This window comes from Flavobacterium sp. LHD-85 (assembly GCF_030929595.1).
Taxonomy (GTDB): Bacteria; Bacteroidota; Bacteroidia; order Flavobacteriales; family Flavobacteriaceae; genus Flavobacterium.
This window is the reverse complement of the sequence record NZ_JAVFVR010000001.1, coordinates 298,152-323,703: the sequence shown is the minus strand read 5'-3', so window position 1 is coordinate 323,703 and position 25,552 is coordinate 298,152. Positions and strand designations below refer to the sequence as shown.

Annotated in this window: 23 protein-coding genes and 1 tRNA gene; 20 read left to right on the top strand and 4 right to left on the bottom strand. The window is 33.9% G+C overall.

The window, feature by feature from the left end; genetic code table 11:
• Positions 1–55: 55 nt before the first annotated feature.
• Positions 56–685: a response regulator transcription factor gene (locus tag RB618_RS01410; protein WP_008467169.1), complete on the bottom strand. Its 630-nt coding sequence runs from the start codon at positions 683–685 to the stop codon at positions 56–58.
• A 92-nt stretch (positions 686–777) separates the two neighbouring features.
• The gene (gene nadE, locus RB618_RS01405; protein ID WP_308067162.1) at positions 778–1,584 is read right to left on the bottom strand and encodes an NAD(+) synthase; all 807 of its coding nucleotides are present in this window, start codon (positions 1,582–1,584) and stop codon (positions 778–780) included.
• 99 nt (positions 1,585–1,683) lie between these two features.
• On the opposite strand from nadE, the gene gldB reads away from it, so the two are divergent.
• From gldB to RB618_RS01390, 3 genes are all read left to right on the top strand, one after another.
• Positions 1,684–2,640: a gliding motility lipoprotein GldB gene (gldB, locus tag RB618_RS01400; RefSeq protein WP_308067161.1), complete on the top strand. Its 957-nt coding sequence runs from the start codon at positions 1,684–1,686 to the stop codon at positions 2,638–2,640.
• A complete protein-coding gene (gldC, locus tag RB618_RS01395) occupies positions 2,640–2,972 on the top strand; it encodes a gliding motility protein GldC (RefSeq protein WP_008467164.1) in 333 nt (110 codons plus the stop codon). The genes gldB and gldC overlap by 1 nt, the downstream gene beginning before the upstream one ends.
• 93 nt (positions 2,973–3,065) lie before the next feature.
• Positions 3,066–3,722: a hypothetical protein gene (locus tag RB618_RS01390; RefSeq protein WP_308067160.1), complete on the top strand. Its 657-nt coding sequence runs from the start codon at positions 3,066–3,068 to the stop codon at positions 3,720–3,722.
• A 138-nt stretch (positions 3,723–3,860) separates the two neighbouring features.
• Here the strand turns inward: RB618_RS01390 and yihA are convergent, their stop codons facing one another.
• Positions 3,861–4,481 (bottom strand): ribosome biogenesis GTP-binding protein YihA/YsxC, encoded by a 621-nt coding sequence (gene yihA / locus RB618_RS01385; RefSeq protein WP_308067159.1) that lies wholly within the window; start codon positions 4,479–4,481, stop codon positions 3,861–3,863.
• Positions 4,482–4,524: 43 nt separating this feature from the next.
• Positions 4,525–5,289: an alpha/beta fold hydrolase gene (locus RB618_RS01380; RefSeq protein WP_111365039.1), complete on the bottom strand. Its 765-nt coding sequence runs from the start codon at positions 5,287–5,289 to the stop codon at positions 4,525–4,527.
• A gap of 377 nt (positions 5,290–5,666) precedes the next feature.
• Between RB618_RS01380 and RB618_RS01375 the strand changes: the two genes are divergently transcribed.
• From RB618_RS01375 to RB618_RS01295, 17 genes are all read left to right on the top strand, one after another.
• Positions 5,667–6,140, top strand: coding sequence for a division/cell wall cluster transcriptional repressor MraZ (locus RB618_RS01375; RefSeq protein ID WP_035691746.1), 474 nt, complete (start codon positions 5,667–5,669; stop codon positions 6,138–6,140).
• Entirely contained in the window at positions 6,115–7,023 is a 909-nt protein-coding gene (rsmH, locus tag RB618_RS01370; protein ID WP_308067158.1) for a 16S rRNA (cytosine(1402)-N(4))-methyltransferase RsmH, read from the top strand. The genes RB618_RS01375 and rsmH overlap by 26 nt, the downstream gene beginning before the upstream one ends.
• A gap of 21 nt (positions 7,024–7,044) precedes the next feature.
• Positions 7,045–7,392 (top strand): FtsL-like putative cell division protein, encoded by a 348-nt coding sequence (locus tag RB618_RS01365; protein ID WP_008467159.1) that lies wholly within the window; start codon positions 7,045–7,047, stop codon positions 7,390–7,392.
• Positions 7,383–9,389 carry a penicillin-binding protein gene (locus RB618_RS01360; protein WP_308067157.1) on the top strand — a complete coding sequence of 669 codons (2,007 nt, stop codon included), beginning with the start codon at positions 7,383–7,385 and terminating at the stop codon, positions 9,387–9,389. Before RB618_RS01365 ends, RB618_RS01360 begins: the two co-directional genes overlap by 10 nt.
• Entirely contained in the window at positions 9,386–10,849 is a 1,464-nt protein-coding gene (locus tag RB618_RS01355) for a UDP-N-acetylmuramoyl-L-alanyl-D-glutamate--2,6-diaminopimelate ligase (protein ID WP_308067156.1), read from the top strand. The genes RB618_RS01360 and RB618_RS01355 overlap by 4 nt, the downstream gene beginning before the upstream one ends.
• Before the next feature lie 81 nt (positions 10,850–10,930).
• The gene (gene mraY / locus RB618_RS01350) at positions 10,931–12,163 is read left to right on the top strand and encodes a phospho-N-acetylmuramoyl-pentapeptide-transferase (RefSeq protein WP_308067155.1); all 1,233 of its coding nucleotides are present in this window, start codon (positions 10,931–10,933) and stop codon (positions 12,161–12,163) included.
• Entirely contained in the window at positions 12,164–13,495 is a 1,332-nt protein-coding gene (gene murD / locus RB618_RS01345) for a UDP-N-acetylmuramoyl-L-alanine--D-glutamate ligase (protein WP_308067154.1), read from the top strand. It abuts the gene before it with no gap.
• Positions 13,496–13,577: 82 nt separating this feature from the next.
• Complete coding sequence (locus tag RB618_RS01340) at positions 13,578–14,888, top strand: FtsW/RodA/SpoVE family cell cycle protein (protein WP_308067153.1); 1,311 nt, start codon at positions 13,578–13,580, stop codon at positions 14,886–14,888.
• A gap of 45 nt (positions 14,889–14,933) precedes the next feature.
• Entirely contained in the window at positions 14,934–16,022 is a 1,089-nt protein-coding gene (murG, locus tag RB618_RS01335; RefSeq protein WP_308067152.1) for an undecaprenyldiphospho-muramoylpentapeptide beta-N-acetylglucosaminyltransferase, read from the top strand.
• A 121-nt stretch (positions 16,023–16,143) separates the two neighbouring features.
• Positions 16,144–17,493: a UDP-N-acetylmuramate--L-alanine ligase gene (gene murC / locus RB618_RS01330; RefSeq protein ID WP_308067151.1), complete on the top strand. Its 1,350-nt coding sequence runs from the start codon at positions 16,144–16,146 to the stop codon at positions 17,491–17,493.
• Positions 17,480–18,202 (top strand): cell division protein FtsQ, encoded by a 723-nt coding sequence (locus tag RB618_RS01325; protein WP_308067150.1) that lies wholly within the window; start codon positions 17,480–17,482, stop codon positions 18,200–18,202. The genes murC and RB618_RS01325 overlap by 14 nt, the downstream gene beginning before the upstream one ends.
• A gap of 6 nt (positions 18,203–18,208) precedes the next feature.
• Entirely contained in the window at positions 18,209–19,615 is a 1,407-nt protein-coding gene (gene ftsA / locus RB618_RS01320; RefSeq protein WP_308067149.1) for a cell division protein FtsA, read from the top strand.
• Between the two features lie 79 nt (positions 19,616–19,694).
• Complete coding sequence (gene ftsZ / locus RB618_RS01315; RefSeq protein ID WP_308067148.1) at positions 19,695–21,683, top strand: cell division protein FtsZ; 1,989 nt, start codon at positions 19,695–19,697, stop codon at positions 21,681–21,683.
• Between the two features lie 263 nt (positions 21,684–21,946).
• On the top strand, positions 21,947–22,396 hold the full coding sequence (locus RB618_RS01310) for a GatB/YqeY domain-containing protein (protein WP_012023891.1): 450 nt from the start codon (positions 21,947–21,949) through the stop codon (positions 22,394–22,396).
• A gap of 120 nt (positions 22,397–22,516) precedes the next feature.
• Positions 22,517–22,590: transfer RNA gene (locus RB618_RS01305), tRNA-Arg, on the top strand.
• 326 nt (positions 22,591–22,916) lie between these two features.
• Positions 22,917–23,969: a hypothetical protein gene (locus RB618_RS01300; RefSeq protein WP_308067147.1), complete on the top strand. Its 1,053-nt coding sequence runs from the start codon at positions 22,917–22,919 to the stop codon at positions 23,967–23,969.
• Positions 23,970–24,194: 225 nt separating this feature from the next.
• Positions 24,195–25,136: an AraC family transcriptional regulator gene (locus tag RB618_RS01295; RefSeq protein WP_308067146.1), complete on the top strand. Its 942-nt coding sequence runs from the start codon at positions 24,195–24,197 to the stop codon at positions 25,134–25,136.
• The last annotated feature ends 416 nt before the right edge of the window (positions 25,137–25,552 follow it).

The window sequence follows — 25,552 nt, the reverse complement described above, 5'->3', positions numbered from 1 at the left end:
GAGTTTTTATAAAGTTTTTCGATTCTCTTAAAAAGTTAAGATTTTCGGCTTGTGATTAAATAATTTCTAAAGTCTTAGCTTTGTTAACTAAGTCCACTAGATTAGTAACATTTAATTTTGTTAATAATCTCAGTTTGTAAGTACTGATTGTTTTTTCGTTTAGATTTAAGATTTTAGAGATTTCGTTGTTTTTCTTACCATCACTTAAATAGCGTAAAACCTCGATTTCGCGGTTAGAAAGTTTTCTGTACAGACGTTCGCTTTTGCTTTGTTTAGCAATAAGCGCCATGTTTTTGCGTACCGTTTCGTTGATGATAATTTTTCCTTCGTGTACTTTAATGATAGAATGACCTAATGTTTCAAGTTTTTCTGTTTTGTGTACATACCCAGAAACTCCTGCTTTAATTGCGTTTGGAGCGTACATTTGCTCAGCAAGATCACTGAAAATAACAATTTTTGTTTTTGGGAAATTTTTTAGGATAGATTTAATTTCAAAGATGCTTGAAAGACCTTCTAACTCTAAATCTAGAATTAAAATGTCGATCTCCTTCGTTTGAAGAATATCTCTAACCATTGAAAAATTGCCTACGTTGGCAACAATTGAAATTTGATCGTGGTCTTTAAAATAAGACTTAACGCCAAAGTGCGTAACAGGATGATTGTCTGCTAGACATACTTTAATCATAATTTTTACCTTTTTTAGAATTGTTCATGTTTTTGGAATGGTAAAATTAATAAATAAATTCTGTAATAACTCGCAGAGAATGTTAAAATGTGTTATTTTAACGTTTTTGGTATTAAACAAACCGGAATTGGATCCATTTTATGCTTGTTGTTGGTGTTTAGTCGTTTATAGATTTCAAAGACAGATTTTTCTCTCCCTTCAAAGTCAGACGCCGTCTTTCCTGACTCCGCGGCTAGCATCGCCCACTCTAATTCGTCATAACTTGCGCCTAATTGGTCTTCATCAGTACGATTGTCACCAAATAATCCGTCTGTAGGTGCTGCTGTTAAAATTGACTTTGGAATTTCTAAAAATTCTCCTAAAGCATATACATCAGATTTCATTAAATCAGCTATCGGACTTAAATCTACGCCGCCATCTCCATATTTTGTGTAAAAACCTACGCCAAAATCTTCAACTTTATTTCCAGTTCCTGCGACAAGTAAACCATGAATTCCTGCTAAATAATATAATGAAGTCATTCTGATACGTGCACGAGTATTTGCCAAAGCTAAATTTACTTTAGCTTGATCATCGGTTGAAGGAACACTGCTTTTAAAAGATTCAAAAACTCCAGTCAAATCAGTTTTAACATCAGAAACATTTGGGAAACGTTTTTTAAGCTGATCAATATGCTCTCTTCCTCTTGAAACTTGGCTTTCTGCCTGATGAATTGGCATTTCTACACATAAAACTTTCAGTCCAGTCTGCGCGCATAAAGTTGATGTTACTGCAGAATCTACACCTCCAGAGATTCCAATTACAAAACCATTTACTTTTGCGTTAGTAGCGTAATTTTTTAACCACTCTACAATGTGCGTATTTACTTTTTCTGTCTGAATTGTGCTTTTTTTAGCCATAATAGTTTAAGTTTTAAGATGTAGGGATGTATATTTGCAGAACTATTTTGAGTACGCAACTACTTAAAATTCTGATAACACAAATCTAATTAAAATAAAATGAAAATTTATCGCTTTGCAGTGGTTCTATGCCTGTTTTTTTTGTCTTGCAATCAAAAAAGTAAGGTCGAAAAAGAAGTAGAAGAAATTCCTGTTGATATTAAGGTAGAACGATTTGATAAGGTGTTTTTTGAGACCAAACCGCAAGATCTTCCAAAAGTAAAAAAACAATATCCTTTTTTCTTTCCTGGCAATGATGATAATGTCTGGATTCAGAAAATGAACGACCCGATCTGGAGAGAAGTTTATGAAGAAGTTCAAAAAAAATACAGCAATTTTGAGCCTGTTCGCAAAGAATTTAATGAGCTTTTCCAGCACATAAAATACTATTTTCCTAAAACAAAAATTCCGAAAGTAATTACGGTTATTGGAGAAATGGATTATAATGCAAAATCAATTTATGCAGACAGTCTTGTAGTGGTGGCTTTGGAATTGTATCTAGGAAAGGATCATAAGTTTTATGAGTTTCCAAATTACTTAAAAGAGAATTTTGAAGAAAGACAGATTATGCCAGACGTGGTTTCTAGTTTTTCTTATCGAAATATTCCAAATTCAATTGATAGGAGTTTGGTTGCTCAAATGATTTTTGAAGGAAAACAGCTTTATGCAAAAGATTTGCTGATTCCTGAATATACAGATGCAGAAAAAATGGGGTATACTCCTGAACAGATAAAATGGTGCGAAGAAAATGAAGCCTATATGTGGCGTTATTTTATAGAAAATGAAATGCTTTACAATGAAGATCCTAAATTGAGAGCACGATTTATAGCTCCGGCACCTTTTTCTAAATTCTTTTTAGAAATAGATAACGATTCTCCAGGGCGAGTGGGAGCTTGGATTGGCTGGCAGATGGTACGTTCTTACATGAAAAACAATAGTGATGTTTCTTTGGCTGAATTATTCAAGCTTGAGCCAAAAGAAATCTTCGAAAAATCTAAATATAAACCTAAGAAATAATGGCAAATATAAACTCAGAGATTAAATTTAATATAGAATTGGACGAAAACCGCGTTCCAGAAAAACTAACATGGAGTGCGCAAGACGGTGGAGTTCAAGCCGAAGAGGCAAAAGCAATTATGCTGTCAATTTGGGACAGTAAAGCAAAAGAAACCATGCGTATTGATTTGTGGACGAAAGATATGCCGGTAGACGAAATGAAGATTTTCTTCCACCAGACTTTAGTGGCTATGTCGGACACTTTCAAGCGTGCAACAGACGACGAAAAAATGTCTGACACAATGAAAGATTTCTGTGATTACTTCGCAGAAAAATTAGAGCTTACGAAATAGTCAAATTTCAAATAAAAGAAATCCCAAATTCCAATCTTAAATATTGGGTTTGGGATTTTTTATTTTGTACATTGTCTGGGTAAAACAAATTATATGCTGTTCCCTTTTCTGGTAAGCCTTGTCGGATTGTTTTTTTTATTTGCAAATGCGATAAGATTTTACACGACCTGCAAAAACAGAGATATATTATATCGTATTGTTACAGTTTACTTGGTTTTATTGTCTTGCGTAGAGTTGCTTTGCCATATTATCGGATTCCTTTATCCGAATTCTAATTTCTTCCTTTCACATTACTATTTTAATTTCCAGTTTATTGCACTAAACTTATTCTTTTATAAAAGTTTTTCAAGTAAAGTCTTGAAGCAGATTATGGTAATAGTGTTTGTTTCGGTATTGCTTTTTTTAGGATATCAATATTATGACAGACCCTCGCTTTATTGGGAGTTTAATTTAGTAGAAGTAGCAATAACTTCTATTCCGCTGCTATTTTATGCGTTTTATTTTATTGTGTCAAATTTAAAAACCGATAAACATAATTATTTCTATTTCTGCAACGGATTGATTATTTATGTGACAAGTAGTGCGGGTATTTTTTTATCTGGAAATAGCGATTCGATAATACTTACCGAACCGTTTGTAATCGATTTTTGGTTTTTCAATTCGCTCTTTTATATCCTATATCAATTTTTGATTTATAAAGAATGGAGAGCTTTAAACTTTAGAAGAACGACTAAAAGAAAACTTCAATAAAAAAATCCAATAAAAAATTCCAATAAAAAAATCCCAATAAAAAAATCCCAAATTCCAATTTTAAGAGTTGGAATTTGGAATTTAATATTTTGAGTTTCTAAAGTTTGGAATTTGGAATTTTTAGTTTGGAATTTAATTCTAAAATTCCGAGTTATTTTTAAAAACCTCCTGATTCACTTGGTCTATATAAGACAATAGTTCTTCTTTTCCGATAGATTCTGTAGATGAGGTTACAAAATACTGTGGCATTTCGGCCCAGTTGTTTGCAAACATCTGTTTTTTGTAAGCTGCAATATGCGAGTCTATTTTTGTTTTACTGATTTTGTCTGCTTTAGTAAAAATAATACAGAACGGAATTTCGCTTTCGCCCATATAAGACATAAATTCGACGTCAATATTTTGAGCTTCGTGGCGAATGTCAATTAAAACAAAAGCGCAAACCAATTGTTCTCTGTTTTCAAAATAGTCAGTAATAAATTGCTGAAAAACTGATTTTGTTTTCTTCGAAACTTTAGCGTAACCATAACCCGGTAAATCGACCAAAAACCAATTGTTGTTGATTTTGAAGTGATTTATTAATTGTGTTTTTCCTGGTTTTCCAGATGTTTTGGCTAAGTTTTTATTGTTGGTAAGCATGTTGATCAAAGACGATTTGCCTACGTTTGATCTTCCTATAAAAGCATATTCTGGCAAAAAATCCTTCGGACATTTTGATGCATCAGAATTGCTGACAATAAATTCGGCGGTGTTAATTTTCATAATCTTTCGTTTTAAAACCTCCTAAAAAAAATAAATTTTATGGCTAAAAATTCTTTTCAGTAAGCCATTTTTCAAGAATTTCATTAAATTCCTGAGGGTGTTCCATCATTGCTGCGTGTCCGCATTTGTCAATCCAGTATAAAGTTGAATTTGGTAACAATTTATCAAACTCTTCGGCTACATTTGGAGGAGTTACAGAGTCATTTCGACCCCAAATAATACAAGTTTCAACGTCCATTTTCGGCAGATCTTTAGCCATATTATGACGGATCGCACTTTTTGCAATGGTTAAAGTTTTGATTAATTTGATGCGGTCATTAGCTGTAGCGTACACTTCATCAATCAAATCTGGGGTTGCAATTTTTGGGTCATAAAATACAGCTTCAGCCTTTGTTTTGATGTATTCGTAATCGCCTCTTCTTGGGTAGCTGTCTCCCATTGCGCTTTCGTAAAGTCCAGAACTTCCTGTAATTACAAGTCCGGCAACTTTTTCAGGATAAAGTTTTGTATGGTACAAAGCGATATGTCCTCCAAGAGAATTTCCTAAAAGAATTACTTTGTCAAAACCTTTAAAAGTGATAAAGTCTTTTACGTATTTCGCAAAACTTTTTACGTTCGTTTTTAAAATGCTTTGGGTGTATATTGGCAAATCTGGGATAACAACTTTATATCCTTTCGTTGGGAAATATTGTGCTACACCATCAAAGTTACTAAGACCTCCCATTAAACCATGCAGAATAACGATCGGAGTTCCTTCTCCAGCTTCGAAATAGCTGTATTTGCCTTCTTTTTTATAGTGTTTGTCCATCTAATCTAATGCCAATTTCAATTTCGACAAATATAGGGTTAATTCAACAAAAATGAATTTTTGATGTCATTTTTTAACTAGATAATTTGAGTAGAACTTGTAAATGATTAAAAATCAGTAATTAAACGGGTATTTGTTAAAATATTCAAATGTTAAGAAAACTGCATTATAATCAATTTTTTAAGAAAATTAGCGCATTATTTTTTTGAATGAATAACGTATTTAAGAATCTGTTAATTAATAGTTAACGTATTGATTGATTGTTGATTATGGAAAGTGGTAGCAAAGTGGTTAAACTTATTAACAAAGTGGTATAAAGTGGTAAAATGTGGTAATATTTTTTATATTTTTGCTGTATAACATGTTAACTAGTTTTTTTGAACACAATTGTTGGAACATATGAATGTAAAGTCGATGCTAAAGGAAGGCTAATGATGCCTGCACCTTTGAAAAAGCAGTTGACGGCTTCTCTTCAAGACGGATTTGTTTTGAAGCGTTCTGTTTTTCAGCCGTGTTTAGAATTGTATCCTATGGTAGAATGGGATGCGATGATGAAAAAAATCAACAAGCTTAATCGCTTTGTAAAAAAGAACAACGATTTCATTAGAAGGTTTACTGCTGGTGTTAAAGTGGTTGAGGTTGATGCACTGGGAAGATTGCTTGTTCCAAAAGATTTGGTAACGTTTGCCAGTATTTCTAAAGATGTGGTTTTTTCATCGGCGGTTAATATAGTTGAGATTTGGGACAAGGATTTATACGAGAAATCAATAAGCGGCGAAGATATGGATTTTGCAGATCTAGCCGAAGAAGTAATGGGAAATATTAATGACGACGAAGATGGAATATCATAATCCGGTTTTGCTTCATCCAACAGTAGATGGTTTAAATATTAAACCTGATGGTGTGTATGTAGATGTTACGTTTGGAGGCGGTGGTCATTCAAAAGAGATTTTAAAAAGATTAGGGCCAAACGGAAGGCTGTTTGCATTTGATCAAGACGAAGATGCGCTTGCCAATGCATTGCCAGACGAAAGGTTCACTCTGATAAATGAGAATTTTAGGTTCATAAAAAGATTTTTACGTTTTCACGGGGTAAAAGCGGTTGACGGAATCTTGGCAGATTTGGGAGTTTCATCACATCAGTTTGATGTTCCTGAGAGAGGTTTCTCGACAAGATTTGATGCCGAGTTAGATATGCGGATGAGTCAAAGAAATGATTTAAATGCTTATCGAGTGGTTAACGAATATGAAGAACAGGATTTACGTCGTGTTTTTTTTGATTATGGGGAGTTGAAAAACGCACCAGTTTTAGCAAGAACAATTGTTGAGGCGAGAAAAGATTACCCAATCAAAACGACTGAAGAATTAAAAGATGTTCTGAAAAAGTTTTTGCCAGAGAAAGTTAGAAACAAAGTATTGGCTCAGATTTATCAGGCAATCAGAATTGAGGTGAATCAGGAAATGGACGTTCTAAAAGAATTTATTGAGCAGTCATTGGAGATTTTAAAACCAGGAGGAAGATTTTCTGTAATCTCCTATCACTCTTTAGAGGATCGTTTGGTAAAAAGATTCATTAAAAACGGAATGTTTGAAGGAGAGCCAGAAAGAGATTTTTACGGAAACTTTTCAGTTCCATTTAAAACTATCGGAAAACTGATTGTTCCAGACAACGAAGAAATCAAGATTAATAATAGAGCAAGAAGTGCCAAATTAAGAGTTGCAGAAAAGCTATAATATATATTAAGGTAGGAAATAATGAAAAGTGGCGTATTTAGCATATTAAAAGCAAGATTCCTGATTCATGAAGATGCAGTGAAAAATTGGCGATTTATTGTCTTTATAATTCTGTTGGCCATTTTGATGATTGCAAATACACAGCGATACGAACAAAAGGTTTTTGAGATCGCGAAATTAAATAATGAAGTAAAAGAGCTGAGATCGGAATTTGTAGATCGACGTTCAGAATTGATGAAGTTAAAAATGGAGTCAACTATTTCGGATAAAATGTTAGAAAAGCAAATTTTTCCGTCGACAGTTCCTCCAGTGAAAATAGAAGTTAAAAAAGAAGAAGAAAAAAGTTTCTTTAAAAGAATATGGCAGTAGACGATAAACATATATCCTACAGAATTTACCTCGTAGCAGTTTTCATCTTTTTGATGGCAATTGCTATTGTCGTTAAATTAACCAATATTCAGTGGGTTGAAGGAGATTATTACAGAAAATTAGCAAAACAGCGTACTGTAAGAAACTTTGTAATTCCTGCTAATAAAGGAAATATTTATTCTGCTGATGGAAGTTTATTGGCAACATCAATCCCGAATTATGAAATTCGTTTTGATGCTAAAGCGCCAAAAACGGAAACTTTCGAAAAATATGTAAAATCATTGTCAGATTCATTGGCAACAGTTTTAGACAAACCAAGCAGTTATTTTCAGAAAGAATTGCGAAAAGCACGCGAGAATAAAAATCGTTATTATTTGATTGCGCGAAATTTAAGCTATACTGAATATGTGAAAATTAAAGGTTTTCCTTTGTTCAGTTTAGGGGCTTTTAAAGGTGGAATTATTGTTGAGCAAGAAACAGTTAGAAAACATCCTATTGGGAAAATCGCAGAAAGAACAATTGGTTATGACCGCATTGATCCAGCAACTGGAATAGAGGTAGGAAAAGGAATTGAGTGGGCTTTTAAAAGTTATCTGAACGGAAAAGATGGTAAAATTCTAAAACAGAAAATTGCAAAAGGACAATGGAAGCCAATTCGTGATGTTAACGAAGTGGATCCAATTGATGGTTACGATGTAATTTCAACAATTGATGTTTTCATTCAAGATATTGCGCACCACGCTTTGTTGAAACAATTGGAAGATTATGAAGCAGATCACGGTTGTGTGGTAGTAATGGAAACGGAAACAGGATACATAAAAGCGATTTCAAATTTAGGAAGAGCAGAAGATGGTTCTTATTACGAAACAACAAATTATGCGGTTGCTGAATCTCACGAACCTGGATCGACTTTTAAATTGGTTGATTTAATGGCTATTTTAGAAGATAAAGTAGCTGATACAAGTACCGTTTATGATAGCCATGGAGGAGAAATCAGATACTATGGAAGAGCTGTTCGTGATTCGCATAAAGGGGGTTACGGAAAAGTTACTTTGGCACGCGGATTTGAGCTTTCGTCCAATACAGTAATGGTTCAAGCGGTTTATGACAATTATAAAAGCAACCCTTCTAAGTTTGTAAACCATATCAATGATTTAGGTTTAAACAAACCATTAGGCTTGCATTTTAAAGGAGAAGGAAGGCCTTATGTTCCACAGCCTGGAGACAAACATTGGTCGGGAACGACACTTCCGTGGATGGCTTTTGGATATAACGTTTCGGTTACGCCAATGCAAACTCTAACATTATATAATGCAGTTGCAAATAATGGAGTAATGGTAAAACCACAATTTGTATCAGAAATTAAAGAGTGGAACAAAACCATTAAAAAGTTCGATACAGAAGTAATGAATCCAAAGGTTTGTTCGCCAGAAACGCTAAAAAAAGTAAAAGCAGTTTTGGCAAATGTGGTAAAAAAAGGAACAGGTTCTAAGTTGTATTCAAAGGATTTTTCTATGGCAGGAAAAACAGGAACGGCTATGGTGAATTATGGTAATGCAGGAAGAGAAGGGATGTACTATGCTTCTTCTTTTGCAGGCTATTTTCCAGCTGATCATCCTAAATATTCTTGTATCGTAGTGGTTCATAAGCCAAATACATCTCGAAATAACTATTACGGAGCAGATGTTGCTGGGCCAGTTTTTAAAAGAATCGCTCAAAAGATTTTTACAGATGCGCCTTCGACAAATAAAATTAAAAAATTAGATACTAGAATTCCAAAACAGGATGCTAGTTATGATAAATACACGGCTGAAGCCAACAAAAAGCTTAATCAGATTCCTAATTTAAAAGGAATGCCTGGAATGGATGCGATTGCTTTACTAGAGAATTTAGGTTTGAAAGTAAAAGTAAATGGAATGGGGAAAGTAAAAAATCAATCGATTCAAGCTGGAACCAGTATTAGCAGAAACACAACAATTGTATTAGAATTATCGTGAAAGTATTAAAAGACATATTATATAAAGTAGCTATTGAATCTGTAAAAGGTTCAACAGATACTACTATTTCTAAAATAGAATTTGATTCTCGTAAAGTAGAATCAAATGATGTTTTTGTAGCAATTCGCGGTTCACTTTCAGATGGGCATGATTACATAGAAAAAGCAATCGAACTGGGAGCAAAAGCTATTATTTGCGATACGCTTCCTGAAATTGTTGTAAACGATGTTACTTATATTCAGGTAAAAGATACCAATACGGCTTTAGCTTTTATGGCCGCTAATTATTTTGGAGATCCGTCTGCAAAACTAAAATTAGTTGGCGTAACTGGTACAAACGGAAAAACAACGATTGCTTCGTTGTTATTTCAATTATTTGAAAAAGCAGGTTTTAAAGTTGGATTATTATCAACGGTAAAAATCGTAGTAGATCAGACAGAATATCCTGCAACGCATACGACACCAGATTCTTTAACTATAAATCATTATTTGAATGAAATGGTTGAAGCCGGAGTTACGCATTGTTTTATGGAGGTAAGTTCGCATGGAATTCATCAGAAACGTACAGAAGCTTTGCATTTTGTAGGCGGAATTTTTACGAACCTTTCTCACGATCATTTAGATTATCATCCAACATTTGCTGAATATAGAGATGTTAAGAAGTCATTTTTTGATTCACTTCCTAAATCAGCTTTTGTTTTATCGAACATTGATGATAAAAATGGTTCTGTAATGCTTCAGAACACAGTTGCTAAAAAACTGACTTACGCTTTAAAATCTTATGCAGATTATAGAGCGCAGATTTTAGAAAGCCAATTGTCTGGATTATTATTGAAGGTTAACGATAATGAAGTATGGGTAAAACTGATTGGTACATTTAACGCATACAATGTTTTAGCGATTTACGGAACTGCAGTAGAGCTAGGGATTGATAGCCTTGAAGCGTTGCGTTTATTGTCTGATTTAGAAAGTGTTTCAGGTCGTTTTCAGTATATCGTATCAGATGGAGGGATTACAGCTGTTGTAGATTATGCACATACGCCAGATGCATTGGAAAATGTTTTGAAAACAATAAATGATATCCGTACCAAAAATGAGCAGTTAATTACTGTTGTTGGATGTGGAGGAAATCGTGATAAAACAAAACGTCCTATTATGGCAAAGATTGCTTCGGATATGAGTGATAAAGCAGTCTTGACTTCGGATAATCCCAGAAATGAAGATCCTGAAGTTATTTTGGATGAAATGGAACAAGGGGTTGAACCGCACAATTATAAAAAAATGCTGCGAATTACAGATAGAAAACAGGCAATCAAAACGGCTTGTCAATTGGCTCAGCCTAAAGATATCATTCTAATTGCTGGAAAAGGGCATGAAACGTATCAGGAAATAAATGGTGTTCGCCATCATTTTGATGATATGGAAACAGTAAAAGAAATTTTAGATCAACTGAATAAATAATAAAAAATTTTTAAGTTCAAATACCACCACACATTGGAATTTGGAATTTCAAAATTGGAATTTAAAAAAAAATAGAAAAATATGCTGTACTATTTATTTGAATATTTTGATAAAACATTGGATCTTCCAGGAACAGGAGTTTTCCAGTACATCACATTTAGGTCAGCTTTGGCATTTATGCTTTCGTTGCTTCTGTCGACTATTTATGGTAAAAGAGTGATTAACTTTTTGCGCCGTCAGCAAGTAGGAGAAACTGTCCGTGAGCTTGGTCTTGCAGGTCAGAATGAAAAAGCAGGTACGCCAACAATGGGTGGATTAATCATCATTTTTGCTACTCTTATTCCAGTTCTATTATTTGCAAGATTGCATAACATCTATATTGTTTTGCTGATTGTAACGACATTATGGATGGGAACAATTGGTTTTGTTGACGATTATATCAAGATATTCAAAAAAGATAAACAAGGATTAAAAGGTATCTTTAAAGTAATTGGTCAAGTTGGTCTTGGAATCATCGTTGGAGCAGTTCTTTATTTTAATCCAGCAGTTACAGTAAGAACAGATACAGGTCGTGCAGATATTTTTAAGACAGCTGCAAATTCGACTGTTATTGTACCTGCAGGAGTTGAAGAAAAATCTACAGCAACTACAATTCCTTTTGTAAAAAACAACGAATTTGATTATGCTGAAGTATTGTCTTTCATGGGAGATGGATATGAGAAATGGGCTTGGTTAGTGTTTATTCCAGTTGTAATTTTCATTATTACTGCAGTTTCAAACGGAGCTAATTTAACAGATGGAATTGATGGACTCGCCGCAGGAACCTCCGCAATATCCGTCCTCGCGCTCGGAATATTTACGTTCGTTTCTGGTAATATCATTTTCTCGAATTATCTGAACATTATGTATATCCCCAATTCGGGAGAAATGACGGTTTTTATTTCTGCCTTTGTGGGTGCGCTTATTGGATTTCTTTGGTACAACTCATTTCCGGCATCGGTTTTTATGGGAGATACGGGAAGTTTGACTATAGGAGGGATCATAGCGGTTTTAGCGATTGCAGTTCGAAAAGAAATATTGATTGTTTTATTCTGTGGAATTTTCTTGGCAGAAAGCGCCTCAGTAATTATTCAGGTAACTTATTTTAAATATACGAAGAAGCGTTTCGGTGAAGGACGAAGAATTTTCCTGATGTCACCTCTTCATCATCATTATCAGAAAAAGGGATATCACGAAAGTAAAATCGTAACCCGATTCTGGATTGTTGCTGTAATGTTAGCCATATTGTCAATCATTACCCTAAAATTAAGATAAATGAGATTAGTAGTTTTAGGTGGAGGAGAAAGCGGGGTAGGAACCGCGATCCTCGGTAAGAAACAAGGGTATGATGTTTTCGTATCTGATTTTGGAAAAATAAAAGAGAGTTATAAAGAAGTTCTTATCATTAATAAAATAGCTTGGGAAGAGGAACAGCATACGGAAGATTTAATTCTAAATGCTGATGTGGTAATGAAAAGCCCGGGAATTCCAGATAAATCTCCGATAGTAAAAAAGCTTGTTGCTGCAGGGGTAAAAGTGATTTCGGAAATCGAGTTTGCATTTCCTTACACAGAAGCAATGACCATTGGGATTACGGGAAGTAATGGTAAAACCACCACCACAATGCTTACGCATCATTTGCTGAAATATGCAGGATTAAATGTAGGATTGGGAGGGAATATTGGAAAAAGCTTCGCCTGGCAAGTGGCTGAGAATAAATTTGATGCCTACGTTCTTGAATTAAGCAGTTTCCAGTTAGACGGAATAATAGATTACAGACCCGATATTGCGATAATAACCAATATAAGTCCGGATCATTTAGATCGATACGAATATAAATATGAAAATTATATCAATTCGAAGTTCCGAATAACAATGAACCAGACTGAAAATGACTATCTCATTTACGATGCAGATGATGAAGCAAGTACAGAATGGTTAAAGAAGAACAAAACAAAAGCAAAACTAATTCCTTTTTCATTGACGAAAAAATTTGATGAAGGGGCTTCTATAAATAACAACAAAATGGAAATAAAGATCAACCAAGAAGAGTTTACAATGGATACAGAACACATTGCGTTAGAAGGAAAACATAATATGAAAAACGCCATGGCAGCAAGCTCTGTAGCTAAATTGATGCAAATTAGAAATGCAACGATTCGTGAAAGTCTATCTAATTTCCAAGGTGTTGAACACCGTTTAGAAAAAGTATTAAAAATACAAAACGTTCAATATATCAACGATTCAAAAGCAACAAACGTAAACGCTACTTTCTTTGCTTTGGATAGTATGAATTCACCAACAGTTTGGATTGTTGGAGGGGTTGATAAAGGAAATGATTACAACGAATTAATGTCGTTAGTACGCGAAAAAGTAAAGGCAATTATCTGCCTTGGAATCGATAATCGCAAAATTATCGATGCTTTTGGAAACGTTGTTGATATTATGGTTGAAGTAAATAATATGAATGATGCAGTAAAAACTGCTCAAAGATTGACAGAAAAGGGCGATGTAGTTTTATTGTCTCCAGCCTGCGCAAGTTTCGATTTATTCGAAAACTACGAAGATCGTGGAAAACAATTTAAACAAGCTGTCCATAACTTGTAGAAAATAAAGAGTTTCAAGTTTCATGTTTCAAGTTAGAAGGAACGTGAAACATGAAACAAGAATAACCTGAAACGAAAGAATTATGAAAGAGCTGGTAAACAAACTAAAAGGAGATAGGGTAATATGGTCATTCGTGGCTTTATTGGCGCTGTTTTCGTTTATGCCTGTTTTTAGTGCGAGTAGTAATCTGGCTTATATCGGGCACGGAACAGGGAATACATTAGGGTACTTGGTAAAACACTTGGCGCACATTTGTATTGGATTTTTAATTATTTACTGGGTGCATAGAGTTCCGTATCATTATTTTAGAGCAATTTCGAAGATTGCGCTTCCAGTGGTTTGGATTTTATTGCTTTATACGCTGTTGAAAGGAACCGTTATTGCTGGAGCAAATGCGAGCCGTTGGATTCAGGTGCCTTTTATCGGAATTACGTTTCAGACATCAACATTGGCAGCTATTGTTTTGTTTATTTATGTGGCACGCTATCTATCTAAAACTAAAGATGAAAATGAACCTTTTCAGACTTCATTGATTCAGCTTTGGATTCCGGTATTTATCACATTAGTATTAATTCTGCCAGCAAACTTTTCGACTACGGCGTTAATTTTTGCAATGGTTTTGATGCTGACATTTATTGGTAAATATCCATTAAAGTATATTGCTTTTATCATTGGTTCTGGAGTTGCAATGTTGGCATTTTTCCTTTTGGTGGCGAAAGCGTTTCCAGATTCAAGATTCTTTAGCAGGGTTTCAACTTGGGAAAGCCGTATTACGAATTTTACAACAGACAAACCAGACGAAGATGATTATCAGATTGAGAAAGCAAAAATTGCAATTGCATCTGGAAAATTAGGAGGATTAGGACCTGGAAAAAGTGTTCAGAAAAACTTTTTACCGCAATCTTCTTCCGATTTTATCTACGCTATTATTGTAGAAGAATACGGTTTAGTTGGAGGAGTTTCGATAGTAATTCTGTACTTATTGTTATTGTTCCGTTTTGTAATCGCTTCTCATAAAGCACCAACTATATTTGGAAAATTGGTGGTTGTTGGTGTAGGATTTCCTATGATATTTCAAGCTATGATTAATATGGCGGTTGCGGTGGAGTTGTTGCCGGTAACAGGACAGACACTTCCATTGATAAGTAGCGGGGGAAGTTCGATCTGGATGACATGTCTTGGACTTGGAATTATTATTAGTGTGACAAGAAAAGAAGAAGAAATTGCTGAGGATAAGCTTGAGAGGGAAAAACGAAAAGAAGCCTTACAGCGATTAATAGATAAAGAAATGGCAGAGGAGGATTTGCCTGCAGACGAAATATATGAAGAAGAGCCAATGTATTCGATAGAAGATAATTCGAGGAACCCGATGAATGCGGTTTTAAACAAATAAAATTAGAATATAAAAATTTTTTAAAAAGTTGTAATTTTTAGAAAGATGACAAAGTATAAATTCATACTTAGCGGAGGAGGAACAGGAGGGCATATCTATCCTGCGATTGCAATTGCAAATGAATTAAAATTACAATTTCCTGATGCAGAATTTCTTTTTGTAGGTGCTAAAGATAAAATGGAAATGCAGAAAGTGCCTCAGGCGGGTTACGAAATAAAAGGTCTTTGGATTGCTGGTTTACAGCGAAAATTGACATTACAAAATTTAATGTTTCCACTTAAATTGGCAAGCAGTTTATTGGAATCAAAAAGAATAATTAGAAAGTTCAAACCAGATGTGGTAATCGGAACGGGCGGATTTGCCAGCGGACCGTTATTGCAAGCGGCAGGTTCGGCAGGAATTCCAACAGTGGTACAAGAGCAGAACTCTTATCCAGGAATAACAAATAAATTGCTGAGCAAGAAAGCTAATGCAATTTGTGTGGCGTATCAAAATTTAGAACGCTTTTTTCCGAAAGAGAAAATCGTTTTAACAGGGAATCCGGTTCGTCAAGATTTAATTGATATTGCAAGTAAACGTGATGAAGCAATTGCTTTTTATGGTTTAGATCCGAATAAGAAAACATTACTGGTTTTAGGAGGGAGTTTAGGAGCAAGAAGAATCAATCAGTTAATTGAAAAAGAATTGCAAAATTTCCTTTCTCAAGATGTTCAGGTAATCTGGCAATGCGGAAAATTATATTTTGAAGATTATAAAAAATACAATCAGCCAAATGTAAAAGTAGTTGATTTTATTGAAAGAATGGATTTTGTTTACGCAGCATCAGATGTCATAATTTCACGTGCAGGTGCTTCGTCGGTGTCAGAATTATGCATTGTGGGGAAACCAGTCATTTTTATTCCATCACCGAATGTGGCTGAGGATCACCAAACTAAAAATGCGCAAGCAATTGTAGACGAAAAAGGTGCCATTTTGTTGAAAGAATCTGAGCTTGACAGTCAGTTTAGCATTGTTTTTGAAGCGCTGCTGAAAGATTTTGGAAAACAGAAGCAATTAAGTGATAACATTAAAAAACTGGCAAAACCAAGAGCTACTCAAGATATTGTAGCAGAGATTGTGAAGCTAATTAAATAGGCTGTAAGCTATAGGCAATAAGTTTTAGGCTTGAAGCAAAAAAAAGAATCGAATAATAAAGGCAAAGTTAGTAAGGCCTAAAGCTTAAAGCGTATTGCTTAAAGCAAAAAACAAAAAAGAAATGAATTTAAATCAAATACAAAACGTTTATTTTATAGGTATCGGAGGAATCGGAATGAGTGCTCTGGCTCGTTATTTCAAGTTTATTGGAAAGCAAGTTTCAGGTTACGACAAAACGCCTTCTATGCTGACTAATGAATTGATTGAAAGTGGTATTGATATTCATTTTGAAGATGATATAAATCTAATTCCAAAAGATTATTATGTAGAGAATACGCTAGTGATTTACACTCCAGCGGTTCCAAAATCACATTCGGAATGGAATTATTTTATTGAAAGAAATTTCGAGGTTAAAAAACGTGCCGAAGTTCTTGGAATTATAAGTAAAGACACTTTTTGTTTTGCGGTTGCTGGAACACACGGAAAAACCACTACATCAAGCATTTTGGGGCATATTTTGTTTCAAAGCGGTGCTGATGTAACAGCTTTCATTGGTGGAATTGTTGAAAATTATAATTCTAATTTAATCGGAAGCGGAAAAACAGTAACAGTTGTAGAGGCAGATGAATTTGATAGATCGTTTTTGCATTTGCGCCCAGATATTGCTTGTGTGACTTCTATGGATGCGGATCACTTGGATATTTATGGAACTAGCGATGCAATTCAAGCTTCATTTAGAGAATTTGCTTCTAAAGTAGAAGATAAAAATAATCTTTTTATAACCAAAGAATTGCCTTTAGATGGTGTTCAATGTGCTATAAATGAAGATGCTGTATATAAGGCTTATAACGTTCGTATTGAAGATGGGGCTTATGTTTTTGATGTGCAGACGCCATCAGAAATTATGAAAGATTTACGTTTCGGACTGCCAGGAAAACACAATTTAATGAATGGATTGATGGCTATTGCGATGGCTAAAACTTTCGGCACCCCGACCGATTCTATTGCAAAAGCCATTGCTTCATTCAACGGAATCAGAAGACGTTTTTCATATCAGATTAAGAATGAAAATTTAGTATATATTGATGATTACGCACATCATCCGACAGAAATAAATGCTGTTCATCAGGCAGTTAGAGAATTATATCCGGGGCGTAAAGTTTTGGCAATTTTCCAACCGCACCTGTTCAGCAGAACAAGAGATTTCGTTGACGGATTTGCAGAAAGCTTATCACAGTTTGATGAAGTGTTTTTGATGGATATTTACCCTGCAAGAGAGCTTCCGATGGAAGGAGTGACTTCTGAATGGCTTTTGGGTAAAATGACAAATTCGAACAAAAAAATTGTTGCAAAAGAAGATTTATTGGGTGAAATCAAAGCCAGTGATGCACCTATTATTGTGACAATTGGAGCTGGTGATCTGGGAGAGATGGTTCCGTCAATTAAAAAGGTTTTAAATGAAAATATTTAATTGGGCAAATATAAGATTAGTACTTATTTTCGGACTAGTTTTGTTTCTGTATTCCTTCGCACAACATCGAAATGGAGATCGAAAATTGAAAAAATCGATGGTTGTTTTTGTAGGAGAAAATACGCTTTTTGTGAAGCCAGAAACGGTTAATAAATTGTTGATAGAAAATAAAAGAGACGCTTCCAGTATTAGAAAAGATGAACTAGATTTGAATAAGATAGAGAAAACCCTCGATACGCAAGAGATGATTGAGAAGTCAAATGTTTTTGTAAGTATCGATGGAGTTCTAAAAGCAGTAGTAAAACAGAAGACGCCCATAGCAAGAGTTTATGATGGCGCTGCTTCTTTTTATATTGACTATGAGGGGAATAAAATGCCCTTGTCAGACAATTTCACTGCGCGAGTTCCTCTTGTTTCAGGGGCAATAAATGAAAAAAATAACGAAGATTTAGCAGCTTTATTTCGCACAATTTTTGACGATGCGTTTTTGAAAAAAAACATCATTGCAATAGAGATTATGCCGAATGGAAGCTTAAAAATGTTTAATCGCAACTATGATTACTTCATAGATTTTGGCAGAACGATGAATGTTGATAAGAAATTTAGAAACTATAAAGCCTTTTTTCAAAAAGCAGTTTTAGATAGTTCGTTATACAAATACAAAAAAATTGACCTTAGGTTTACGGAACAAGTAGTTTGCACTAAATAATAGAAAATGGAAAAAGATAACATTGCAGTAGGTCTAGATATTGGAACAACCAAAATCGTTGCCATGATTGGCAAAAAAAATGAATATGGTAAGTTGGAGATTTTGGGCATTGGCAAATCCAAAAGTTTGGGTGTTGCTAGAGGAGTAGTAAACAACATTACGCAGACGATACAATCGATACAGCAAGCGATCGTCGAAGCAGAAAATAATTCAGGATACAAAATCAAAGATGTGGTTGTGGGTATTGCCGGACAGCACATCAGAAGTATTCAGCATACTGATTACATCAGCAGAAATAATCCAGAAGAAGTAATTGGCGAAAAAGATATTCAGCTCCTAATCGATCAGGTAAATAAGCTGGCGATGTTACCAGGAGAAGAAATTATTCACGTTTTGCCGCAAGAATTTAAAATCGACGGGCAATCTGAAATTAAAGAGCCAATCGGAATGTACGGCGGAAGATTAGAATCTAGTTTTCACGTTGTAGTGGGTCAGGCATCATCTATCAGAAATGTTGGAAGATGTATTCAGAGTTCAGGAATAGAATTGTCTGGTTTAACATTAGAGCCATTAGCTTCTGCTGATGCTGTTTTAAGTCAGGAAGAAAAAGAAGCTGGTGTTGCGCTTATCGATATTGGAGGCGGAACAACAGATTTGGCTATTTTTAAAGATGGCATCATTCGCCATACAGCTGTAATTCCTTTTGGAGGAAATGTAATTACAGATGATATCAAAGAAGGATGTTCAATTATCGAAAAACAAGCTGAGCTTTTAAAAATAAAATTCGGATCTGCTTGGCCAGGAGAAAATAAAGACAATGAAATTGTTTCTATTCCAGGTTTGAGAGGAAGAGAACCAAAAGAAATTTCGCTTAAAAATTTATCTAAAATTATCCATGCGAGAGTTGTGGAAATCGTAGAGCAAGTTTTTGCAGAAATTAAAGCATACGGTCACGAAGATCCTCGTAAAAAACTGATTGCTGGAATTGTATTAACAGGTGGTGGTGCGCAGTTAAAGCACATCAAACAGTTGGTAGAATACATTACAGGAATGGATACTAGAATTGGTTATCCAAATGAGCATTTAGCAGGAAACTCAGGAGAAGAAATTTCTAGCCCATTATATGCAACTGCAGTAGGATTAGTAATGAACAGTATCGAAAACAGTTCGCAAAGTGCTGTTAGAATGGAAATGGTTCAAGAACAGCCAAAAATTGTTTACAGAACTGTTCCGCCAGTGCAGCGATACGAAGTGGAGGAAAACTACGTTGAGAAAGTAGAAACCATTGAAGAACCTAGAGAAACCGTAAGTCAAAGGGTTCCAAAAAATGAATCTACCGAAACTAAAATAAGAAGATCATTTTTTGATCGATATGTCGACAAAATCAAAGAATTTTTAGACAACGCAGAATAATAAAAAGAGAAGGATTATTTCTTGCCCCAAGTCAAGAAGTAAAAAATGTACTTAATAAGAATTTCAAAAAACCAAAAAGATGATGAGCAACTCAGAATTTGGAAGTATTTCATTTGATTTACCAAAAAATCAATCAAATGTAATCAAAGTAATAGGTGTAGGTGGGGGCGGAAGTAACGCAATTAACCACATGTTCAAACAAGGTATTAAAGGCGTAGATTTTATCGTTTGTAATACCGATTCACAAGCGCTTCAAAATAGTTCGGTACCTAATAAAATTCAGTTAGGAGTTAATTTAACTGAAGGGTTAGGAGCAGGAGCAAATCCAGACGTTGGACAGCAGTCGGCAATCGAAAGTATTTCGGATATTGAAAAAATGTTGGATAAAAATACTAAGATGGTATTCATTACTGCTGGTATGGGTGGAGGAACTGGAACTGGTGCAGCTCCGGTAATTGCTCAATTAGCAAAAGAAAGAGAAATATTAACTGTTGGTATCGTGACAATTCCGTTTCAATTTGAAGGGAAAGTGCGTCAGGAGCAGGCGATTATTGGAATCGAGAAATTGCGTAAGCAGGTCGATTCTTTAATTGTAATCAACAACAATAAATTAAGAGAAGTATACGGAAATCTTGGTTTTAAAGCTGGATTCTCTAAAGCGGATGAAGTTTTGGCAACAGCCTCTAGAGGTATTGCCGAAGTAATTACGCACCACTATACTCAAAATATCGATTTACGTGACGCAAAAACAGTTTTAGCTAACAGCGGAACTGCTATCATGGGATCTTCTGTAGCGGAAGGCGACAACAGAGCTAAAGATGCTATTGTTTCTGCGTTAGATTCTCCATTATTGAATGACAATAAAATTACGGGTGCCAAAAACGTATTGTTGCTTATCGTTTCTGGAACTAACGAGATTACTCTTGACGAAATTGGAGAAATCAACGATCATATTCAAGACGAAGCTGGTTACAATGCAAATATCATTATGGGGGTTGGTGAAGATGAAACTCTTGGTGAGGCAATTGCTGTAACTATTATTGCTACAGGTTTTGATGTAGAACAACAAAATGAAATTGTAAATACTGAGCCAAAGAAAATCATTCATACGTTAGAAGATGAGCAGAGAAGTGTTCATAATTTAACAAACAAACCGCTTGCTTCTTTTGACTTAACTGTTGATACACCGACAGCAAAAGCGGAAGATAAAGTTGTTTTTGATTTAATTGACGATGATGAAACCTTTACTCCAACTGCACAAGCTGTTGCTCCAGCAATCAATCAGGAAGAGTTAGTGGTGATGTCTGAGTTTATCAAAAATCTGGATGTGACTTTCGAAATTGTTTCACCAATTACAGATATTGATTTTACAATTTCTGCGCCTGAAACACCAGCTGTTCAGCAAGTGGTGCAACAAATGCAACAGCCGCCAGTGCAACAGCAGAGAGTTTTTGAAAAAGAAGAACAAACAACTTTTTCTTTTGATCTTCCTTTGTTTAAACAAGAGCCTGTAAAAAGAGAACCAGTGGTAGAAGATAATAGAGTTCTGTTTGAATTGACAAATGAAACTCGTGATATTAAAGTAAACGATCCAGTACAATTTGTTCCAGTAACTGAAGTTTCAGATAACGGAATTATTAAATATTCTTTAGAAGAATATATGGAAGTTGAAAACGATTTATTGTCTTCTAAACCAGTTGAAAAAGTAGTTGAACCTACAATTCCAGAAGAATTGAATATTACTTTGAAACCAAGACCTGATTTTACAAGTCAGCCTGATATTTCAACTACTTCTGAAGTTTCTCCTTTAGAATTAACTATTGAAGAAACATTGCGTTTAAGAGCAGAAGAAAGAAGAAAGAAACTGAAAGAATTTAACTATAAATTCCATAACAATGTTTCTAGAATTGATGAGTTGGAAAAAGAGCCGGCTTACAAAAGATTAGGAATAGATTTGTCTAATTCTCAGTCTAATAATACAAATTCTAGAATCTCTGTTGGAACAGACAGTAATAATGATTTACAATTACGTTCAAACAATTCATTTTTGCACGATAACGTAGATTAATTTTTAGAATCATAATATTAGGTAACCCGAAAATTGGATTTAATTTTCGGGTTATTTTTTTTATCTTCGCACAGAATTTCAAAATTTGACTTTTAAATAGTACTTTTAAAATAATATTGTCACCCTGAGCGTAGTCGAAGGGCTTCTTGTCGGAAAGGGCTTCGACTCCGCTCAGCCTGACAAACTATAGTAATAGTCGAGAACAAATTCCAAATTAATATATCAATTAATAAGCACTAGCTTATTCAAATAAAATATAAAACATGAGTTTACAAGCAAAGATCATGGACGAGATCAAAACGGCCATGAAAGCAAAAGATACAGTAGCATTAGAAGCATTAAGAGCAGTTAAATCTGAATTATTATTAGCATCGACAGCTTCAGGATCTAAAGAAGATTTAAAAGAAGATGAAGAAATTAAATTGCTTCAAAGATTGGTTAAAACTCGTAAAGAAAGCGCAAGAATCTTTACAGAGCAAAACCGCCCAGATTTAGCAGAACCAGAATTGGCTCAAGTTGCTGTAATCGAGAAGTTTTTACCAGCTCAGTTGAGCGAAGAAGAAGTAGAAGCTGTAATTGCAAAAATCATTGCAGAAACAGGCGCTTCTGGAATTGCTTCAATGGGTAAAGTAATGGGATTGGCATCTGCTCAATTAGGCGGAACTGCTGAAGGAAAAACCATTTCTACAATTGTGAAAAAATTACTGTCGTAATTTTTAAGTTCCAATAAAGAAATTCCAAATTCCAAATTGGAAAGCTCATTATATAAATTCCAAATTCCAATACTAAACTTGGAATTTGGGATTTTAAAAAATTGAAAATTAAAACATTTTGACCTCGTAGTTCAACTGGATAGAATATCAGATTTCGGCTCTGAGGGTTGGGGGTTCGAACCCCTCCGGGGTCACTATAAAATTTGAAAGCCTGCAAAGTGTATATTTTGCAGGCTTTTTTTTATGGTTTGAAAATTATTCTCAAAATTTTCAGTTTTTGTAACATCAGTATTTATGACAAATTTTGGTTCGAATACTTTCATGGATTTAATTTTCTACAGAAAGATTTGATTCTGTAAATATTTCTTAACTTCAGCAATATTATTTCAAATTTTATTTAAGTTTTGATATCAGATTAAGACGTTGAATTATGAGAACATTTTTTGTATCGTTAGCTTTTTTTGCATTTTTTTTAATAGATTCAAATGCACAAAACTCAGTAAAGTATAGTGGCTTGTGGATGGAAAAATCCAGTATATATAGCGGAAAGAACTTAAAAGATTCTGTAAAAACAGTTTACTTCAAAATCAATAAACCCAAACAGAGTTTGTCTAAGTTAGAAATAGATGAATTTATAACTTATAATGACGTTCGTAATTTTATTTACTTAAGTATTGATAAACATGGAAGAATAACATCAGAACTTGGAGAGGGTGGTTTTGCCGGAGATACCTATTTAACAAATGTTGACTTTAAAAAAACGACTGATTATAAATATTACGAAAAAGACTGGCTGGAGAAAAGTAAATACAAAACCTTTTTAAAGCAGTATTTTCCCATATCAAATAATGATTTGCTAATCAAATTAAGTCGTTTGAGAGTTGATAAAAGTGATAAAAGAGTAATCAAAATTGGAGGAAAAGTTTGGCAGCAATTTAGCAAAGAGATTTACGTCTATGTTTATGACGGGAAAGGAAAAATAGAAGAAGAATTGGAATATGTGGTAAACAGGACAGGAGAAGTACTTAAAGACACGATTCAAAGAAAGGAAGATTTATTCAGCCGTAAAATCTATTCATACAATGCAAAAGGACAGGTGGTAAATCAAAAAATCATTCAGGGTTTGTATGCAAAAGAAAGAGATAGATCTTACTCAGATCTTGGTACCGAAGTTTCTTTTTGTAATGATTTACAATTAAAATATACATATGATCAACTAGGTCGTATGACACAAATAGTACTTTATGGTTGTGGAAAAACTGTAGTAAAAGAAGAATATATTTATCACCCTGTTAAAGATTATGTAGAAAAGGTAAAATGTTATTTAACTGGTTCTGGAGGGATAGCGTATCCAACTAAGAATTTTGAGAAAACATATAACGAACAAGGTGACATTATACAAAAAGAATTTATTTCAGATTTTCCCGAACAAAACCTCAATGAAAAAGTCCGATATTATAGCTACGAATATGACAGTCATAATAACTGGATAAAATGTAATATGTACCTTGAAGGAACAAAAGAAGGAGAGCCAACTCTTGTAGCTGAGAGAAAAATAGATTATTATAATTAGAAAAAATATATTTTTCTACAAAAGCGTTAGATTTTACTTAAAATCCTTAAATCGTCTAATAATTGATTCGAATTTTCTCCCGCAAACTTACTATAAAATTTGAAAGCCTAAGAATATTGATTCTCAGGCTTTTTTTATGATTCAAAAATACATTCTTAACTTTGGTTTCAATATTGGTTTACATATCACCAATCTTTAGTTGAAACGAAATATAGATCCAAAAGCATGACAAAAGAAGAGTCTATTAAAGAGTATTATTTTAGAATCAATAAGAGTATAGATTATATTAAAGAAAACCTTCATGAAGAACTTTCTTTAGAGCAATTAGCTGTTCTTTCAAATTTTTCAAAATTTCATTTTCATAGAATTTTCAAGTCAGTTACAGGGAGAACAATTAATGATTTTATTAAAAATGCAAAAATTGAAAGAGCCTTATTCTTCTTAATGAACAATCCTTCCAAAACAATTGGCGACATTGCAACTGATTGTGGTTTTTTAAGTATTTCATCCTTTTCAAGAGCTTTTCGCGAAGTTAAACAGCAAACACCTTCTGAATGGCGGAAGTTCTATAAAAATAGCAATATCGGTATAATAGATAGCAATATTGGAAAAATGCAGTCCGAAATCGAAAACTACCTTGCACTCAAATTAAATAATTTAAAAAATATTGAAATGAGTGAAACTATGAAACTTGATTTTGAAGTCAAAAAACTGGATGCATTTAATGTTATTTATATTCGAAATCTGAATATTCACAAACATGATAGCGAGACATTTGAAGATATGTTTAAACAGCTTTTTAGCTGGGCTTCTCCGAGAAATTTGATAAATTTTCCTGAAACGAAAGCATTAACAGTCTATAGAAGCAATGCTAATTTAGAAGGAATGCTTCAAGCAGATGTTTGTTTGTCTGTTCCTGAAAAAATAGTAGGAGAAGGGATAATTGGCAATACGACAATAAGTGGTGGATTGTATGCTATTTTCCATAAAGAAGCGCCAATGTCTGAATGCTTTAAAACATGGAGTTATATTTACGAAGTATGGTTTGAAGAAAATGGGTATCAGCCAGATAATAGAAATTTCTTTTTGAGTCATTTAAATGATCCTAAATTGCATCCCGAAAATCATCACATTATTGATATTTATATACCAATAAAATTACTGTGATAATTATGAAATTGTCATTTAAGATCTCATTTTCCCTTACGGAAATTGGTTTACGATTTAATTTTAGAATAAATTATTTTTAAATATTATATCAAAGTACTTAAACTAAGATGTTGCTTAAATAGAAAATAGGCATTAGATTAAGCAGCCATTTAAAATCCTTAGATCTTCTAGTAACGATTCGAAGTCTGCATCGTTAATGTCTCAATAAAATTTAAAAATCTGAGAATGTAGATTCTCAGATTTTTTTATGGTTTGAAAATCGATTTAGAAATCATCTAATTTTAATATAGTCTGCATTTACGTAGAATTTAAGTTTAAACGCTGTCAAGACTTTTTCGTTTTAAGTAATGCCATAACTACTTAAATGATCTCCGTTTTTTATTAGTATATTAAATTTGTAGTAAAAATAATAA